This window comes from Flavobacterium sp. JLP (assembly GCF_015350755.1).
Lineage (GTDB): Bacteria > Bacteroidota > Bacteroidia > Flavobacteriales > Flavobacteriaceae > Flavobacterium.
This window is the reverse complement of the sequence record NZ_JADKPS010000003.1, coordinates 386,448-404,200: the sequence shown is the minus strand read 5'-3', so window position 1 is coordinate 404,200 and position 17,753 is coordinate 386,448. Positions and strand designations below refer to the sequence as shown.

Annotated in this window: 12 protein-coding genes; 8 read left to right on the top strand and 4 right to left on the bottom strand. The window is 34.5% G+C overall.

The features are described from left to right. Positions 1–113: 113 nt before the first annotated feature. The 4 genes from IRZ83_RS11310 (at position 114) to IRZ83_RS11295 (ending at position 8,792) form a co-directional block, all read left to right on the top strand. Complete coding sequence (locus IRZ83_RS11310; RefSeq protein WP_194568807.1) at positions 114–1,172, top strand: helix-turn-helix domain-containing protein; 1,059 nt, start codon at positions 114–116, stop codon at positions 1,170–1,172. A 15-nt stretch (positions 1,173–1,187) separates the two neighbouring features. Further along, on the top strand, positions 1,188–2,249 hold the full coding sequence (locus tag IRZ83_RS11305; RefSeq protein WP_194568805.1) for a helix-turn-helix domain-containing protein: 1,062 nt from the start codon (positions 1,188–1,190) through the stop codon (positions 2,247–2,249). A gap of 508 nt (positions 2,250–2,757) precedes the next feature. After that, positions 2,758–7,881 carry a gliding motility-associated C-terminal domain-containing protein gene (locus IRZ83_RS11300; RefSeq protein WP_194568803.1) on the top strand — a complete coding sequence of 1,708 codons (5,124 nt, stop codon included), beginning with the start codon at positions 2,758–2,760 and terminating at the stop codon, positions 7,879–7,881. Between the two features lie 23 nt (positions 7,882–7,904). Continuing rightward, on the top strand, positions 7,905–8,792 hold the full coding sequence (locus IRZ83_RS11295) for a type IX secretion system membrane protein PorP/SprF (RefSeq protein WP_194568801.1): 888 nt from the start codon (positions 7,905–7,907) through the stop codon (positions 8,790–8,792). Positions 8,793–8,889: 97 nt separating this feature from the next. Here IRZ83_RS11295 and IRZ83_RS11290 read toward each other — a convergent pair whose 3' ends face one another. The 3 genes from IRZ83_RS11290 to IRZ83_RS11280 form a co-directional block, all read right to left on the bottom strand. Further along, the gene (locus IRZ83_RS11290; RefSeq protein ID WP_228520682.1) at positions 8,890–9,417 is read right to left on the bottom strand and encodes a hypothetical protein; all 528 of its coding nucleotides are present in this window, start codon (positions 9,415–9,417) and stop codon (positions 8,890–8,892) included. A gap of 52 nt (positions 9,418–9,469) precedes the next feature. Beyond that, positions 9,470–11,569, bottom strand: a complete 2,100-nt coding sequence (locus IRZ83_RS11285; RefSeq protein WP_194568797.1) for a TonB-dependent receptor — start codon at positions 11,567–11,569, stop codon at positions 9,470–9,472. A 204-nt stretch (positions 11,570–11,773) separates the two neighbouring features. Next, on the bottom strand, positions 11,774–13,045 hold the full coding sequence (locus IRZ83_RS11280; RefSeq protein ID WP_029272024.1) for a PQQ-dependent sugar dehydrogenase: 1,272 nt from the start codon (positions 13,043–13,045) through the stop codon (positions 11,774–11,776). Between the two features lie 184 nt (positions 13,046–13,229). Here IRZ83_RS11280 and hpt point away from each other — a divergent pair, with 184 nt between their 5' ends. From hpt to obgE, 4 genes are all read left to right on the top strand, one after another. Continuing rightward, positions 13,230–13,760 (top strand): hypoxanthine phosphoribosyltransferase, encoded by a 531-nt coding sequence (gene hpt / locus IRZ83_RS11275; protein ID WP_029272025.1) that lies wholly within the window; start codon positions 13,230–13,232, stop codon positions 13,758–13,760. A gap of 129 nt (positions 13,761–13,889) precedes the next feature. After that, a complete protein-coding gene (locus IRZ83_RS11270) occupies positions 13,890–14,462 on the top strand; it encodes an adenylate kinase (protein ID WP_029272026.1) in 573 nt (190 codons plus the stop codon). 122 nt (positions 14,463–14,584) lie between these two features. Further along, the gene (locus IRZ83_RS11265; RefSeq protein ID WP_082447160.1) at positions 14,585–15,859 is read left to right on the top strand and encodes a hemolysin family protein; all 1,275 of its coding nucleotides are present in this window, start codon (positions 14,585–14,587) and stop codon (positions 15,857–15,859) included. Positions 15,860–15,967: 108 nt separating this feature from the next. Beyond that, on the top strand, positions 15,968–16,969 hold the full coding sequence (obgE, locus tag IRZ83_RS11260; RefSeq protein WP_029272028.1) for a GTPase ObgE: 1,002 nt from the start codon (positions 15,968–15,970) through the stop codon (positions 16,967–16,969). A gap of 94 nt (positions 16,970–17,063) precedes the next feature. Here obgE and IRZ83_RS11255 read toward each other — a convergent pair whose 3' ends face one another. Beyond that, the gene (locus IRZ83_RS11255) at positions 17,064–17,615 is read right to left on the bottom strand and encodes an outer membrane beta-barrel protein (RefSeq protein ID WP_194568795.1); all 552 of its coding nucleotides are present in this window, start codon (positions 17,613–17,615) and stop codon (positions 17,064–17,066) included. Positions 17,616–17,753: the final 138 nt, after the last annotated feature.

The following is a 17,753-nucleotide window of genomic DNA, read 5'->3' as shown; positions in this document are numbered from 1 at the left end:
TATTTGAAACTATAAGTTAAATGTTAAATTATTGGTTATTAAATTTTGATTGATAGCCGCAAAATGTGTAGGTTTGATACTTGATTTTCAACTATTACAGAATTTGTAAGTACATGACCACAAACAATTGGGCCAACCATATTCAGAAATATCTTTTTCTTTTAAAAGATGATTTTTTCGAACTTCCTTATCTATCAAATTCGCCTCAGGTCATGCTAGACAGCTTGATTAAACTGCCTATTGCGAAACATAATCCGGTAAAGCAAATCATTATTACAGATAATGCTTTTTGGAGGGGAACGATGCGTTACAGAACTATTGAAGATGGTTTTTGGATTTTGGAAAGCAATTTGGAAGTTAATGAAAATATTCTTGCCAAAGCCACTTATACACAAGATCATAGCAAGGATTATTATATTTTGTCGTTTTCAGTTTTTGAGTATCGATTTCCTGTAAAAGATTCTGAGGATATAGTCCTGCTGAGTACATGTTGGACATTTTATAAACCCGATACTGAAGTTGCAACTTATTTTTATAAAGGAACAAAAGGTAAGTTTTTTAATATTGCCATGAATAAAGAGTGGGTAGAGAAAAATATTAAATCGGATAAATTTTGTAAAAAAAGCGTTTTAGAGAATTTTTTTAATTCACAAAAAGGATTTTATACTTGGCTGGACATCGCTCCAAAGGCGCATGTCTTGTCTAAAAAAATATCAAAGATTTTAGAGTCTGATGATCAAATCGAACTTACAACGCCAGAATTAAGGAAAAACTGCCTGAAATTAATTGCAGCTTTTTTTGATAATTCTTTTGAAGACAGCCGTATTGAAGATAACATCTCACTGACTAATTTAGATTATGCAAATGTCGCCAAAGCAGAGAAAATGATTCTCCATAATTTACATGTTTCTTTTTTAGGTATTGATAAAATAGCCGATGCAGTAAATACTTCTGCTACGAAATTAAAAAATAACTTTAAAACTGTTTTTGGATTTTCGATGCTGCAATATCATAAAGAAAAAAATATGCTTTTGGCCAAACAATTGATTCAAAATTCCGAAATCGAAATTCAAATTATTGCTGCAATTACTGGTTTTGAAAGTGCAAGCAAGTTTACTGCTGCATTTAAAAAGAGATTTGGAGCATTGCCTTCGGTTTTTAGAGAGAATTAAATTTGATACTAGTATATGCACGTAGGAAAATGGGTTAAATTCATAAAAGAGAATATCAATTTTTATAGAGACGGCTTTTTTGAATTGCCATATTTATCTAATTCTCCGCAAGTTATTGTTAAAAGTATTGTAAATTCTCCTTCAGTAAATCATGTTGAAGAAGAACAGGCAGTTTACAGAAATAATCCCTTTTCTAAAGGCGTGATGCGCTATCGCGAAATCGAAGAAGGCTTCTGGATTATTGTTACGAGTATTACTTTTAAGAAAAATGTAATGCTAAAAGCAGTTTATGATGAAGATTTTCCGAGCGATTATTATACCCTTACCTTTTCGGTTTTTGAAAGCGAAGTGAAACTGCAAAATACATTTGCAGATAAAACACCTTTTTCAAGTAAATATTGGGGTTTTAAAAAGCCAGGAACACCAGTTGGTGCTTACTTCTATAAAGAATCGATTTGTGAATTTTACTTGTTTGCTTTTAGCAAAGATTGGGCAGAACGCAACTTTTCTTTCGAAACGCTTCCAGAAGACAATCATATTAAGAAGTTCTTAAATTCAGATAACGGATTTATTACGTATCAGAATATTGTGCCAAATGCTGCAGAATTATCAAAAGAAATCTTGACCAATTTAGAAAACAATAAGCATGATTTTTTTAGTAAATCAATTTTAAAGACGAATGCCTTTCAGTTGGTTTCTACTTTTTTTAAAAATGCGTTTCTAGCGCAGCGCGAAGGAAATTATCTGCCAATTGATACTCCAGATTATCGCAAAATTGCAAAAGCTGAGAAACTGCTTCTCGATACCATAACAGATTCTTTTTTAGGAATAGAATTTATTGCGCAAAAGGTTGATATGTCGCCAACAAAACTCAAATTAACTTTTAAATCTGTTCATGGTGTTTCGATGATGCAATACCATAAAGAAAAGAAATTGCTTTTGGCTATGCACATGATTCAAAATACAGATCTGCAGATAAAAAATATTGCCTTAGCGACCGGTTATAAAAGTTCTAGCAAGTTTACAGCAAATTTTAAAAAGCGTTTTGGAAAAATGCCGTCAGAAATACGGCTTTAATCGCTGTAAAATTCTTTCTTTTCTTGATTTTTTCAATCTTAAATCACATTTTTTTTGGTGACTTTATAAACACCGTATTTATACCTGTTTTTATTTTTAAGTTGTTGTTTTGCAATTGTTTAGTTATTCGTTTTAACAAGTTTTGCACAGCCTTTTTTGTATAGTGCATATAGTTGGTCGTTTCGGGCTATCGATGTGTCCGAATGGGCTATTCGAGGTTTGGATTTCGATATAATTTTGTTCGGTAATCTTAAACCAACCAATATGATAATAAAACTACTTTACTTCGCGAATGTATTTCGCACCTTTCAAAAAACTCCTTATTTGGAATTTGCATATTAAATAATGCAAAAAGATATTTCCAGCAGTTTTTAATTTTCCTTCCAGTTAAAAAAAATTGTCGAAAGACGATTAAATGTCCATTGTTACTGACAAATTGGACAGGACTTTTATTGCTGTTTATCAACAGCTAGGGATAAGGTAATACTAATTAATAACCAAACAATTAATGAAAAAAAAGACAAATTATTGGTCAAAGATTTCTATAGAAAATTTGCCAATAAAAAAATATATGATACTTGCGATGTTAGCGTTGCTATTTCCGTTAGTATCTTTTTCGCAAACAGTTTATACATTTACAAGTGCTGGAGCAACCGGACGTTTTGGTCCAACACAGTCTCAAGTTACTACTGCTTATACAGCAACGACACTTGCCGGAGCAGTTACTGTTAACACTCAGGGGTATCAAGAATGGGTTGTACCTGTTACTGGAAAGTACTCCATTCAAGCAGTTGGTGCTTCTGGAGGACAACAGAGCACTAATGAGTTTGGTACAGGAGCAGATATATACGGTGAGTTTTCATTGACGGCAGGCACAGTCTTGAAAATTGCTGTAGGACAATACGGATTAAATGGAACCGATTGGGAAGGGTCTGGAGGAGGAGGAGGTTCATTTGTAGTTCTCCTTACGGGGAATAGTCCTTTGTTAGTTGCTGCAGGTGGAGCAGGAAGTGACGGAGCTGGAAACTATAACGTGAGATTACACCCTGGGGGAACATCAATATTTGGTGACCCCTCAATTCAAGGAACTACTACAGCAAATGGAGCTATATCAAGCAGTGCTGGCGGTGGATTTAATCTAAATGGCGAGGATGGGAATGTTAGCACTGGTGGGCAGTCTTTTTTAAATGGAGCTATTGGAGGTGATTGCAGGTATGGCCAGTTATTGTCACACGGTGGATTTGGCGGCGGTGGCGCAGGAGATTATTACACATGTGGTGGCGCAGGAGGTGGTTATCAAGGCGGTAATACTTTTGGTTCGTATGATGCATCGACAGGGCCACAAGCGGCGTATAGTTACAATTCTGGTTCTAATCAGATAAATAATTCAGGAATTGATGGAGCCACTGACACTGCTTTGAAAATGAATGGTCAAGTAATAATAACATCTCTTTACTCAGCATCCATATCTCAAACTGCAAATGTTTTATGTAGTGGTGATTTAACAGGAGCACTTTCTGTTGCTGTAGATGGAAGTACTGGGCCTTATTCATATGCGTGGTCACCAAATGTTAGTACGACTGATACTGCTTCAAATCTTGGAGTTGGAACATACAATGTAACAATAACGGATGCAAATAGTATTCCTACAACAGCTTCGTTTACAATTATTGCTACTGATAATGTAAAACCAACTGCAATTGCAAAAAATATAACAGTTCAATTAGATGTTAATGGAAGTGTAACCGTAAACGCAACTCAACTAAATAATGGAAGTACAGACAATTGCGGAATTAGCAGTTATGCAATTGGTTCTGGATCTGTAGGAACAGTTTGCGATATGGTTAACGAAGGAAGCGATTTAACGCTTACAGCAGCATCATCTAGTGTTTTTACTAAGGTTGATTTTGCCAGTTATGGAACGCCATCAGGAAGCTGTGGTAATTACGCTTTGGGTTTTTGTAACTCTTTCTACAGTGTACCTAACGCTGAAAGTTTTTTGTTAGGACAATCTAGTGCTACTATTACCGCAGATAATCTTACTTTTCTAGATCCTTGTGGTGGAACTCCAAAAAGATTGGCTATTCAAGCTAGTTATGGACCGGTACCCGGATCTGAAACAAGTTCTATAACCTATTCTTGTACTGATTTAGGTACGCATAATGTTGTTTTATTTGTTACGGATAATAACGGAAATGTATCGACTGTAAATGCAACAATAACAGTTGAAGATATCGAAATTCCTGTAATTGCTTCAAACGGAGATCAAAATGTAAATGTTGATGCCAATTCTTGCGGAGCAACTGTAGTTGTTTCAGCATCTGCTACAGATAATTGTACAGTTGGAACTCCAACAGGAGCAAGAAACGATGCACAATTGCTTACAGATGTTTATCCAGTTGGTACTACAACAATCACTTGGGATGTAACAGATGCTAATGGAAATGCAGCAACTTCAGTAACTCAAACCATAACGGTAACAGATAATGAAATTCCAGTAATTGCTTCAAACGGAGATCAAAATGTAAATGTTGATGCCAATTCTTGCGGAGCAACTGTAGTTGTTTCAGCATCTGCTACAGATAATTGTACAGTTGGAACTCCAACAGGAGCAAGAAATGATGCAAAATTGCTTACAGATGTTTATCCAGTTGGTACTACAACAATCACTTGGGATGTAACAGATGCTAATGGAAATGCAGCAGCTCCAGTAATGCAAACCATAACGGTAACAGATAATGAAATTCCGGTAATTGCTTCAAACGGAGATCAAACAGTAAATACTGATTCAGGCAACTGCGGTGCAATGGTTTCAGTTTCTGCAACAGCGACTGATAATTGTACAGTTGCAACGCCAACAGGAGCAAGAAACGATGCAAAATTGCTTACAGATGTTTATCCAGTTGGTACTACAACAATCACTTGGGATGTAACAGATGCTAATGGAAATGCAGCAGTTCCAGTAACTCAAACCATAACGGTAACAGATAATGAAATTCCAGTAATTGCTTCAAACGGAGATCAAACAGTAAATACTGATGCAGGAAACTGTGGTGCAATGGTTTCAGTTTCTGCAACAGCGACTGATAATTGTACAGTTGCAACGCCCACAGGAGCAAGAAACGATGCAAAATTGCTTACAGATGTTTATCCAGTTGGTACTACAACAATCACTTGGGATGTAACAGATGCTAATGGAAATGCAGCAGTTCCAGTAACACAAACCATAACGGTAACAGATAATGAAATTCCAGTAATTGCTTCAAACGGAGATCAAAATGTAAATGTTGATGCCAATTCTTGCGGAGCAACTGTAGTTGTTTCAGCAACAGCAACAGATAATTGTACAGTTGGAACACCAAGCGGAGTAAGAAACGATGCAAAATTACTTACAGATGTTTATCCAGTTGGTACTACAACAATCACTTGGGATGTTACAGATGCTAATGGAAATGCAGCAGCTCAAGTAACGCAAACTATAACGGTAACAGATAATGAAGTTCCAGTAATTGTTTCAAACGGAGATCAAAGTGTAAATATTGATGCCAATTCTTGCGGAGCAACTGTAGTTGTTTCAGCATCTGCTACAGATAATTGTACAGTTGGAACTCCAGCAGGAGCAAGAAACGATGCAAAATTGCTTACAGATGTTTATCCAGTTGGTACTACAACAATCACTTGGGATGTTACAGATGCTAATGGAAATGCAGCAGCTCCAGTAACGCAAACCATAACGGTAATAGATAATGAAATTCCAGTAATTGCTTCAAACGGAGATCAAACTGTAAATTCTGATGCAGGTATCTGCGGTGCAGTGGTTTCAGTTTCTGCAACAGCTACAGATAATTGTACAGTTGGAAATCCAACAGGAGCAAGAAACGATGCAAAATTACTTACAGATGTTTATCCTCTAGGAACTACGACTATTACTTGGAATGTAACTGATGCTAACGGAAATGCAGCAGCTCCAGTAACGCAAACAGTAACTGTGACAGATAATGTGTTGCCAACCGTAATAGCAAAAGATTTTACAGCGCAGCTTGATACAACAGGAAATGCAACAATTTTGGTTTCAAATATTGATAATGGTTCAACAGACAATTGTGGAATTAATACAATTGAATTAGATAAAACTTCATTTACTTGTGCCAATGTTGGAGCCAATACAGTTACTTTAAAAGTGACAGACATTCATGGAAATGTTGCTTCAGCGCAAGCTACAGTAACTGTTGAAGATAAGATTGCGCCAGCAGTTTTAACAAAAGACATTATAGTGCAGCTTAATGCATCTGGAAATGTTTCAATTTTAGCTTCTGATGTAAATAACAATTCATCTGATAATTGTGCAATAACAACTTTAACTGTTTCTCCAAATACTTTCACTTGTGCAAACATTGGAAATAATACAGTGACTTTAACAGCTACAGATGCTAGTGGAAACACTTCATCTGCAGCAGCAATAGTAAATGTTGAAAACAAAATTGCACCGACAGTTTTAGTAAAAAATGCTACAGTGCAGCTTAATGCTTCAGGAAGCGTAACCATTACAGCTTCTGATGTTGACAATGGTTCTACAGCTTCTTGCGGTACTTTAACTTTATCGGTTTCTCCATCAACATTTACTTGTGCGAATGTTGGAGCTAATACAGTTACCCTAACGGCTACAGATGCAAACGGAAATACTTCTTCTCGTACATCAACAGTAACGGTTCAGGATAAAGTTTTACCAACTGTTTTAACTAAAAATCTAACAGTTCAGCTTGATGCAGCAGGAAATGTTTCAATCACTGCTGCTCAAATTAACAACGGAAGTTCAGATACTTGCGGAATTGCAACTGTAACAGTTACTCCAAGTGCTTTTAGCTGTAACAATGTGGGAGCAAATCAGGTTACTCTTAGAGTTACAGATGTTAACGGAAATATAGCTACTGGAACTGCAACAGTAACAGTTCAAGATATTATTCTTCCGACAGTTAAAACAAACAACATTAGCGTTGAGCTGGATGATGCAGGAAATGCTTCTATCACAGCGAACCAAATTAACAATGGAAGTTCTGATAACTGTGGTATTGCAACGGTTACTCTTAGTAAGCTTTCTTTTAATTGTACAAATACTGGAGTTAACACAGTGGTTTTAACCGTTACAGATAAAAACGGTAATAAAGCAACTGCTAATGCAACAGTAACGGTTAAAAATAGTTTCGGTGATAATGATAATGACGGAATTTTAGACAATTGTGATGTTGATGATGACAATGACGGAATTTTAGATACTTCTGATAACTGTCCAATTACTGCAAATCCTTATCAAGAAGATCGTAATAATAATGGTCTTGGAGATGCTTGTGATAAAGATCAAATGAATATTTCTGAAGCCTTTACTCCAAATGGAGATGGTATTAATGATACTTGGGTTATTTCTAATATCGAAAATTATCCTAGTTCTGTAGTCCGTGTTTTCAACCGTTGGGGAGCTGAGGTATTTACTGCCAGAAATTACCAAAATGATTGGGATGGACATTCAAAAGGAAGTAATAGTACTTTACCTGCAGCAAGTTCATATTTCTATCAAATTGATTTAGATGGAAATGGATCGATCGACAAACAAGGTTGGATATACATTAACAGGTAATTGTAAAAAATAAAATTTTAGAAATGAAAATAATTAAAAATATATTGGCTGGAGCATTACTACTTTTTAGTAGTATGCTTTTTGCCCAGCAAGAAACGATGCTTACAACATACCGATACCAAATGAATGTTGTAAATCCAGCTTATGCAGGTGTAGATGGCGAAACACTTTTGTCAACTACTTTCCGCAAGCAATGGACAGGAATTGAAAATGCTCCAGAAACGCAAGCTGTGTCTTTCGGAACATCTGTAGGAAGTAATTTAGGATTAGGTGTTTCTATGGTTTACGATAAAACTTTTATCGAAAAACAAACGCAAGTAGGAATTGATCTTTCATACAAACTACAAGTAGGAGCACTTACTAATTTGTATTTAGGTATAAAAGCTGGCGGAAATTTTTACAACGTAAATACTTCTGGTTTGCAGACTTATGTGCCACAGTCGGATCCTGCTTTGGCAAATATCAATCAATTTAATCCAAACGTAGGAGTTGGAGCTTTATTGAAAAATGATAAATATTTTGTATCCCTTTCTGTCCCAAGAATATTAAATACAGAACGTGCAAAAAACAAAGACGGTTACGCAGCGGTTGCAACAGACAGACCTCACGTTTATTTAAGCAGTGGTTACGATTTCGATTTTGAAACAACAACACCGTTAGTTTTAAAACCATCATTTATGATGAGATATGTGAATGGCGCGCCACTTTCTGTAGATCTGAATGTGATGCTTCAAATTGATGAATTTTTTGAAATTGGAGGAAGTTACAGAATCGACAATGCTTATGCAGGAATCGCAGGCTTAACAATCAGCAAGCATTTAACTTTTGGATATGCTTATGAAGCCAATACTGGTAAAGTATTAGCAAGCTCCAAAAACTCGAACGAATTTTTTCTTCGCTTCAAATTTTAATAACCCCCATTATAAGAATTTAAGTGAAGCTTAGTTTTATTTTTTGAGTAGTGAAAAGAGGACATCTGCCTACAGATGTCCTTTTTTGATTTTATAACTATTCTATTTTCTTCAAAACTTCTTTTGCAACTGCTTTGTACGCGGCTGAATGATGTGCATAATCTTTGTTTAAAATAACTTGCAGTTCTGGATGAATCCAATCGAAATGATTTCCTAAAATATATAAAGTTCTGATTGAATAGGCTTTTGTAGCCACTTTTACATCGTTTATCAGCCAGTCAAAAGAGGCTTCAATACAATCTTGAAGGTTTTTTTCAGATAGTAAAATACTGTTTTCGTCTTTTCTATAGTGTGATTTTACTAAAAGCTGTATCACTTTTGCAATGGGTCTTATGGCACTTTCATCTTTCAAAATTTTTAAATTAGAACAGAAAAAATCAAGATGAGGTTGGAACCAAGAAAGCGCTTCATATGATATAAATTCTAAAATCCAACACGCTCTATGATGGTTTTTAGTCGACGGAGAAAAAGAAATTAATACTAATTCATTAAATAGAGACGAATCGTCTAAAACATCTTCTGCTGCCTTTAGCCGGCTTTCTCTACAAGCATTAACGTAATCCAATTTTTTGTCCAATTCCGAAAGCATTTTTTTTGAATTTAATTTAATTACGAATCTAAAATAAGTAATTTAATGAAACGCATCCGTAATAATTTATAGGAAGTCCAGGATAGTAATATCTAGGAGATGCATTTCCAACCGCAACGGCATTGGGTAAAATTAAAGAAGCATATTTTTCATCTGTAACATTGTTAATGCCGAAAGCAAATTGAGAGTTTAGATTTGGCAGAATTTCAAAACGATAACCTGTTTTAAGATTTAAGATTTTATAAGAATCTGAAAATGCTGTATTTGCATCGTTCATCGGAATTTTATCTACAAACTGAAAATCGGCAGAAAAATAAAGTCCTAAAGTTGTATTTAAAATCAAACCTGCATTGACTTTGTTTGCAGGAACACCAGTTAATTTATTTCCAGAATAATCATTTCCGCTATCAACAAATTCTTTAAATTCATATTTCCCTAGAGAAGTTGCGATGTAAGAGCTTAATGAAAGAATTCTATTAATGAACCAATTGTGTTTTAAAGTTATTTCAATTCCTTCATGAAAAGTTGTACCGGCATTTACACCTTCGTATTGATCGTCGCCAATTCTTTTCGCCACCAATAAATCTTTAATTTCCATTCTGTAAACTGCAGCTTCAGCATATACGTTTTTGTTGAAAAAATAGAATTTTCCGCCAAGTTCAAAATTATAACCGTTTTCAGGTTTTATATCTGGATTGATGGTTCCGTTGCTGGTTAAAGTTTCTTCTGTTGCAGGCAATGAAAATCCTCTGCTTGCCGAAAAGTAAATCGTCTGTTCTTGATTTGGTTTAAAAAGCAAAGAAAACTGTGGCGAAAAAATACCGTCATAACTGTATTTTTCAGTAGTCGTAATTGAATTCGGAAGAAAATTGGTCAGTTCAAAAGAAGTCTCATTATAATTCAATCCGGCTTGAAACTCAAATTGTTTCGAAATCGAAGTTCTCAGCTGCGCAAAGACATTATAGAAATGTCTTTTTTGATCCGTTTCTGTAAGCTGATTTCCTTGAAGGCTTCCTTGGTCGTTGTTTTGTTTGTATAAATTCTCAAAAGTATTTCCGTTATAATTGTCTCTGAAATATTCAACTCCAGCAACAAATTGATTTGCCATTTTCCAGATTTTAAAATTTCCCGAAAATTGAGTTCTAGCTCCGGCTGCAAAAGTATATTGTCGCAGAATATCAAAAGGACGTGGTTCATTACTGTCTTTATAATTAATAAAAACCGAAGTTGAATTGCTTAAATTATCATTGATTTTAAAATCATAAGCTAATCCAGCTAAAGTCGATTTATATTCTTTATATCCTTTTGATGCTACCCATGTCGGCGCGCCAGCTTTCGGATTGTTATCATATACTTCTTTGCTGATCGAACTCGGAATAAAAGCATTTAAATACGTATAGTTCGAAAAATAAGTCAGTTTGCTTTTTTCTCTTCTAAATAATTCTCCTGCAAGCGTAATTCCTTCACGTTTATAAGCACTGTTTTCTCGCCAGCCATCAGTTTCAAGTTTATGGTAACTTAAATTCAGGCTAGCGCTTTTTTCATTCAAACTGTAATTTAAAGTATTTTTTAATAATCCATACGAACCAAAAACCGTACTTATTCCTGCATTTTGTCCTTGTGTTTTTGAAAGTTGAGGTGAAATTAAAATCGCACCGCCCAAACCCGCGCCATAAACACTCGAAAGCGGTCCTTTGATAATTTCAATTTGGTTGAGGTTTTCCAAATCAATATCGTCAATAACCGTTTCACTGTTTCCAGAAGTCAATGGGATACTGCCGTAAAAAGCACGTATTTTATTGGTTCCATAAGGTGTTCTTGCTCCAATACCACGAATCGAAATTCGGGTTGTAGTCAAGTTAGAAGATTGCATAAAAACGCCGGGAATTGTATTAATTACAGTAGTGATATCCGTCGCGTTATTTTGCTGTAAATCTTTTTTTGATAAAAGACCTATAGAAGCTGGGGCATTTTGCAAACTGTCGTTAATATGAAAGGAGCTGATAACAACTTCCTCTAATTTTTCTGGTTTGACAGGATCAATAGATTTGCCTTTTTGTTCTTGTGCTAAAATGTTTTGAGAAATAAAAAGCACAAAAAGAAAAAGGCAATATTTTTTTAGAGCCATAAATAAGTTGCGTTAAAAGTGCCATTTTTTAAACACATAGGAACATAGATTTAAATACTGAAAAAAGGCGTTTCACTATACATCAATTCACATAGCTATGTGTTTTAAGACAAGTGAAACGCCTTTTCAACACAAAGTCACTATGTTCCTATGTGTTTAAAAAATATGCGTATAGTTGAAATTTGGAATTTAAAAAATTTGAATTTATTTAGCAGTAACCTTCCAAACTGTATTCCCGCTGTCGTCATTTACCAAAAGCGATCCGTCATTCATAACGGTAACCGCAACTGGACGTCCGTAAACTTCAGCTTTATTTTCATCAGAAATAAATCCGGTTAAAAAATCTTCTGGTTTTCCTGAAGGTTTTCCGTTTGCAAAAGGAACAAAAACTACTTTATAGCCAGATATGTTTGCGCGGTTCCATGATCCGTGCTGACCAACAAAAGCGCCATTTTTGTATTTTGCAGGAAAAGCACCTTTTGTGTAAAATGCTAATCCTAACGATGCCGTATGAGCACCAACTGAAACATCTGGAACAATTGCTTTTGCTGCCAAATCTTTGCGTTCACCTTTCATTCTCGGATCTAAGATGTTTCCATAATAAGAATAAGGCCATCCGTAAAATCCATCTTTTTTCACGCTTGTAATATAATCAGGAACTAAATCGTCTCCTAATTCGTCACGCTCGTTTACCGCTGTCCAAAGCTCTTTGTTTACAGGATTCCAATCCATTCCAACCGGATTTCTAAGTCCAGATGCATAGATTTTTTCGCCAGTTCCGTCAGGATTAATTTCTAAAATTGCCGCTCGGCGAATTTCTTTGTCCATTCCGTTTTCACCAACATTACTTCCAGAACCAACAGAAACATAAATTTTAGTTCCATCAGCATTTGCAATTAAATTTCTAGTCCAATGATTGTTGTAGCCTCCAGCCGGAAGTTCAAGAATTTTTACACCTTTGGTTTCTAGTTTCAAAGGATTATTTTTATACGGATATTTATAAAGCCCATCTGTATTGGCAATGTAAAAAAAGTCTTTTAGAACCAGCATTCCAAAAGGTTTGTTTAAACCTTTTATGAATACTTCACGGGTTTCAAATTTTCCATCTTTGTCTTTATCACGCAAAACTGTAATCTGATTTTTACTCGTTCTTGTACCGCTTTCAACAACAAAAATATCGTTGTTTGGCGCAATATAAGTCCAGCGCGGGTTTTCAAATCCGTCAGCAAATTTTGTTACTGTAAAACCTTCTGGCGCTTTTGGCGTTTTTCCTTCCGGCCATCCAATTACTTTACTGTTATTGGTTTTCGATTCAGTTGCATAAGGCGGAGGTAAAGTAATATCTCCAACTGCAGTTTTTACAATAGTGCTGGGTTGTTTTGCTAAAGCTTCTTTTTCTTCTTTTTTTACTTGCCCATTGCAGGCTGTTATTAAAGTCAGTAAGGAGATAGAAAGTAACTGTATCGTTGTTTTCATTTTTTTTGGATTAAATATTTATCAAACAACAATTTAATGAAATTAAAAATATCATTAAGAAATGATTTGTAGAAATTAACTGATATTTAACATTAACAAAAAAATGGAAAACCTCGCTATATTTTGATACTTGCATTTGGTTGTAATTCTGTATCTTTGCCCATTATTTTAAATGTAAAAAATAATGATACAACTTCACGATAAACAATTTGTTCCGTTTATTTCGGCTAAAGAAATTGATTTTGCTTTAACTAAAATAGTGGCTCAGGTAGAAGATGATTTTGGAGATGATACGCCAATTTTCATTGGAGTTTTGAATGGCGCATTTATGGTTGTTGCCGATTTCTTGAAAAAATACAAAAGTCCTTGCGAAGTTTCATTTATAAAAATGGCTTCTTATGAAGGAACTGAAAGTACAAATACCGTTAAGGAATTAATTGGAATTAATCAGGATTTGTCTGGCAGAACCGTAATTATTATTGAAGATATTATCGATACGGGAAACACGATCGAAGAACTAAAACATATGTTTAAACAGCAAAACGTAAAGCATTTTAAAATTGCAACTTTGTTTTTTAAACCAGATGCATATAAAAAAGACATAAAAATAGATTATATCGGAATCAGAATTCCGAATAAATTTATTGTAGGTTACGGATTAGACTATGATGGTTTAGGAAGAAACCTTGAAGAAGTCTATAAATTAGCAGAATAGATTTAAGCATTTTAAGATTAAAAATTAAAAAATAACATAACTACATTAACAACACGATTAGAGAAATTTAAATATTTAAGATTGTCTAAATCTTGCATTTTTAAATCTTTCAATCATTAAATTACTTTTATGATTAACATTGTTTTATTTGGAAAGCCAGGAGCGGGAAAAGGAACTCAGGCAGAATTTTTAAAAGAAAAATACAAATTAACACATCTTTCAACAGGAGATATTTTTCGTTTTAATTTAAAAAATGACACAGATTTAGGTAAAAAAGCAAGAGTTTTTATGGACAATGGAGAATTGGTTCCTTGCGAAGTTACAACTGCAATGTTAATAGATGAAGTAAATAAACACCCTGATACTGAAGGTTTCTTGTTCGACGGATATCCAAGAACTTTAGATCAGGCAGTAGCCTTAGATAAATTTTTGCCAACAATTGGATCGAGTGTTACGGCAACAATCGCCTTAGAAGCTGATGATGAAATTTTGGTAGCGCGTTTGCTTGAAAGAGGGAAAACAAGCGGGAGAGTAGATGATCAAGACGAAGAAAAAATTCGTGTAAGATATCAGGAATATAATGAGAAAACAGCCCCGCTTATCGGGTATTATAAAGAACAAGGTAAGTTTCATGCCGTAAACGGAATTGGAACTATAGAAGAAATTACAGAGCGATTAACGTCAGTTATAGATAATTTGTAGAAGCATTTCCGGCTGTACGAAAAATCCAGATAACTCCGGGCTTTTCTCTTTAATGTGGGCTAAAAAACAATAATCAGGAATACAATAAAAACGAACCAAACAAATAACGAATCTACTAAACATTGGAAATACTAATAATATTTTTTCTAATACTATTAAACGGAGTTTTCTCGATGTCAGAGATTGCATTGATTTCGGCTAGAAAAAACAGACTGGAAACAGCAGCAAAAAAAGGAAATAAGAGCGCCAAGATTGCACTTGATTTGGCTAATTCTCCAAACAAGTTTTTATCTACCGTACAAATCGGAATTACGCTAATCGGAATTTTAACTGGTATTTATAGTGGAGACAAAATCACAATGGATGTTGAGATTTTTGTCAGCGGATTTGCAGTTTTAAAACCTTATGCACATTCAGTTGCAGTTGGAATTGTGGTGGTAGTTTTAACGTTTTTCTCTTTAGTTTTAGGAGAGTTATTGCCAAAACGAATCGGATTGAATTATCCAGAATCAATAGCAAAAATGGTGGCTCTGCCAATGAAAATTGTTTCAATAGTAACAGCGCCGTTTATTTGGTTATTAACATCTTCAACAGATTTCTTGTTGAATGTGCTGCAGATTAAACCTTCTGCAGACGGAAAAGTTACCGAAGAAGAAATTAAAGCCATTATAAAAGAAGGAACCGAAGGCGGAGAAGTTCAAGAAATCGAACAAGATATCGTAGAACGCGTTTTTCATATTGGCGACAGAAAAGTTAATTCGTTAATGACGCACAGAAAATCCGTAGATATGCTGCCTTTTAATGCGGATAAATCTAAAATAAAAGAATTGGTTTTGCAGGATCTGCATACTGTATATCCAGTTTATAGAGACAATTACGATGATATTGTCGGAATTGTAACTTTGAAAAATATATTTGCCAACATCGAAAGTGATCATTTTGATTTGGCAGCAATAATGACAGATCCTCCTTATTTAATGGAACAGACTACAGCTTATAAAGCTCTAGAAAATTTCAAAAAAACAGGAGTTCATTATGCCTTAGTTTCTGATGAATATGGTGTTTTTCAAGGAATTATAACTTTAAACGACATTCTGGAAGCTTTAGTTGGAGATGCATCTGATTTTTATAAAGATGAATTTCAACTGATCGAAAGGGAAGATGGTTCATGGCTGGTTGACGGGCATTATTCATTGCACGATTTTCTAACGTATTTTGAGTTGGATGAATTGACAAATGACTATGAAGTAAATACAGTAAGCGGTATGATTATGACCGAGCTTTCTCATATTCCAAAAGAAGGAGAGAAATTAGTTTGGCAAAAATTTGTGCTAGAAGTCATCGATATGGATGGCGTAAAGATTGATAAAGTACTTGTAAAAGCGCTTAAAGAGTAAAGAGAATTTGTTTCAAGTTTTATTTTGTTTCAGGTTTCAAGTTAAGTGCGATGCACCAACTTGAAACCTGAAACTTTAAACTTTAAACTATACATAAACAAAAAGAAAATGACAGAAGGAAATTTTGTAGATTACGTTAAGATATATGTTTCTTCCGGAAAGGGAGGAAAAGGATCTACGCATTTACATAGAGAGAAATTTATTGAAAAAGGAGGCCCGGACGGTGGTGATGGTGGTCGCGGTGGACACGTATATTTAGTTGGAAATAAAGGTTTATGGACATTATTTCATTTAAAATTCGCTCGTCATATTAAAGCTGGTCATGGTGGAGACGGTGGAGGAGATAGAAGTACTGGTGCAGACGGAGAAGATAAGTTTATTGAAGTGCCACTAGGAACAGTTGTAAAAGACAAAGAAACAGGCGAAACGTTATTTGAAATTACCGAAGACGGTGAAAAACAAATTCTTTCAAGAGGAGGAAAAGGCGGTTTAGGAAACTGGCATTTTAGAAGTTCAACTAACCAAACGCCTCGTTACGCACAGCCAGGTTTGCCAGGCGTAGAGATGGATGTGATTTTAGAACTTAAAGTTTTGGCTGATGTTGGTTTGGTAGGCTTTCCTAATGCTGGAAAATCAACGTTACTTTCTGTATTGACTTCTGCAAAACCAAAAATTGCTGATTATCCTTTTACGACTTTAAAACCAAACCTTGGAATTGTAGCATATCGAGATTATCAATCTTTTGTAATAGCAGATATTCCTGGAATTATTGAAGGTGCTGCTGAAGGTAAAGGGTTGGGCCATTATTTCTTGCGTCATATAGAACGTAACTCAACTTTGTTGTTTTTAGTTCCGGTTGATACGCCAGATATTAAAGCAGAATATGATATTTTGGTAAATGAATTAACCAAATACAATCCGGAAATGCTAGACAAAGAGCGTCTTCTTGTAATTTCAAAATGCGATATGCTGGATGACGAACTTAAAGCAGAATTGAAAGTAGAATTAGATGTAGCTTTCAAAGATATTCCGTATATGTTTATTTCATCTGTTGCCCAACAGGGTTTGACGGATTTGAAAGATAAGCTTTGGAAAATGCTGAACGATTAATTTATAGTATTAAAAAATCCAGCAAATTAAAATCTGCTGGATTAGTACTAATTAAAATATTTTATAGAAGAGACTTATTTATGAGTCTCTTTTTTTATAACTGAAAGTTTTTAGAAATTCCGATTTTTACAGTTTTTCCGAAATCAAAACCAAAACGCTCTTGTTTTGGATAATCTGTACCTTCAAGATTATCATAGTTAATTCCTCCAATAGAAAAATTTAAACCAAAACCTCTTTTCATATTAATAAATAGTGCTGGAGTAAGATTTGCATAAATTCCATTTATATTATTTGATGAAGCACTTTGTGAGCCAACACCTAAATCTGTATAGAATGAAAATAAGTCTGACAACGGAGCTGTGTAACGCATAAAACCTCCGATTTTATATTTTTGAGTATTGCCAGAAATTTTGATATCGTTTTGTATCATATCATAATCACTGCTAATAATAGAAGCTTCAGCTCCAATTGTCCATCTTTCGGCAAATTGATAACCAACTTTTGGAGAAAATTCAAAATTGGTTGTTTTAGAGTCATCAATTTTTTCTGAAGAAAACCCAATGTTTCCACCAACTAGTAATGAGTTTTTTTGTGCGTGCGATATTGTTGCAACAAATAGCGCAACTCCTAATAATAATTTTTTCATCTTGTTTAATAAATTAATTTTGGCAAATTTACACATCAATATTTTGTAAGAAATAATTTATAATGTTAATTTTTTAACGAAAGTAAATTTTTACAATTATATCAAAATATTAAATTTTTTAAATGTGTATATTTTAAA

Coding starts and splice junctions, on each gene's coding strand:
- IRZ83_RS11310 (WP_194568807.1), top strand. CDS start 114: ATGACCACAAACAATTGGGCCAACCATATTCAGAAATATCTTTTTCTT.
- IRZ83_RS11305 (WP_194568805.1), top strand. CDS start 1,188: ATGCACGTAGGAAAATGGGTTAAATTCATAAAAGAGAATATCAATTTT.
- IRZ83_RS11300 (WP_194568803.1), top strand. CDS start 2,758: ATGAAAAAAAAGACAAATTATTGGTCAAAGATTTCTATAGAAAATTTG.
- IRZ83_RS11295 (WP_194568801.1), top strand. CDS start 7,905: ATGAAAATAATTAAAAATATATTGGCTGGAGCATTACTACTTTTTAGT.
- IRZ83_RS11285 (WP_194568797.1), bottom strand. CDS start 11,569: ATGGCTCTAAAAAAATATTGCCTTTTTCTTTTTGTGCTTTTTATTTCT.
- IRZ83_RS11280 (WP_029272024.1), bottom strand. CDS start 13,045: ATGAAAACAACGATACAGTTACTTTCTATCTCCTTACTGACTTTAATA.
- hpt (WP_029272025.1), top strand. CDS start 13,230: ATGATACAACTTCACGATAAACAATTTGTTCCGTTTATTTCGGCTAAA.
- IRZ83_RS11270 (WP_029272026.1), top strand. CDS start 13,890: ATGATTAACATTGTTTTATTTGGAAAGCCAGGAGCGGGAAAAGGAACT.
- obgE (WP_029272028.1), top strand. CDS start 15,968: ATGACAGAAGGAAATTTTGTAGATTACGTTAAGATATATGTTTCTTCC.
- IRZ83_RS11255 (WP_194568795.1), bottom strand. CDS start 17,615: ATGAAAAAATTATTATTAGGAGTTGCGCTATTTGTTGCAACAATATCG.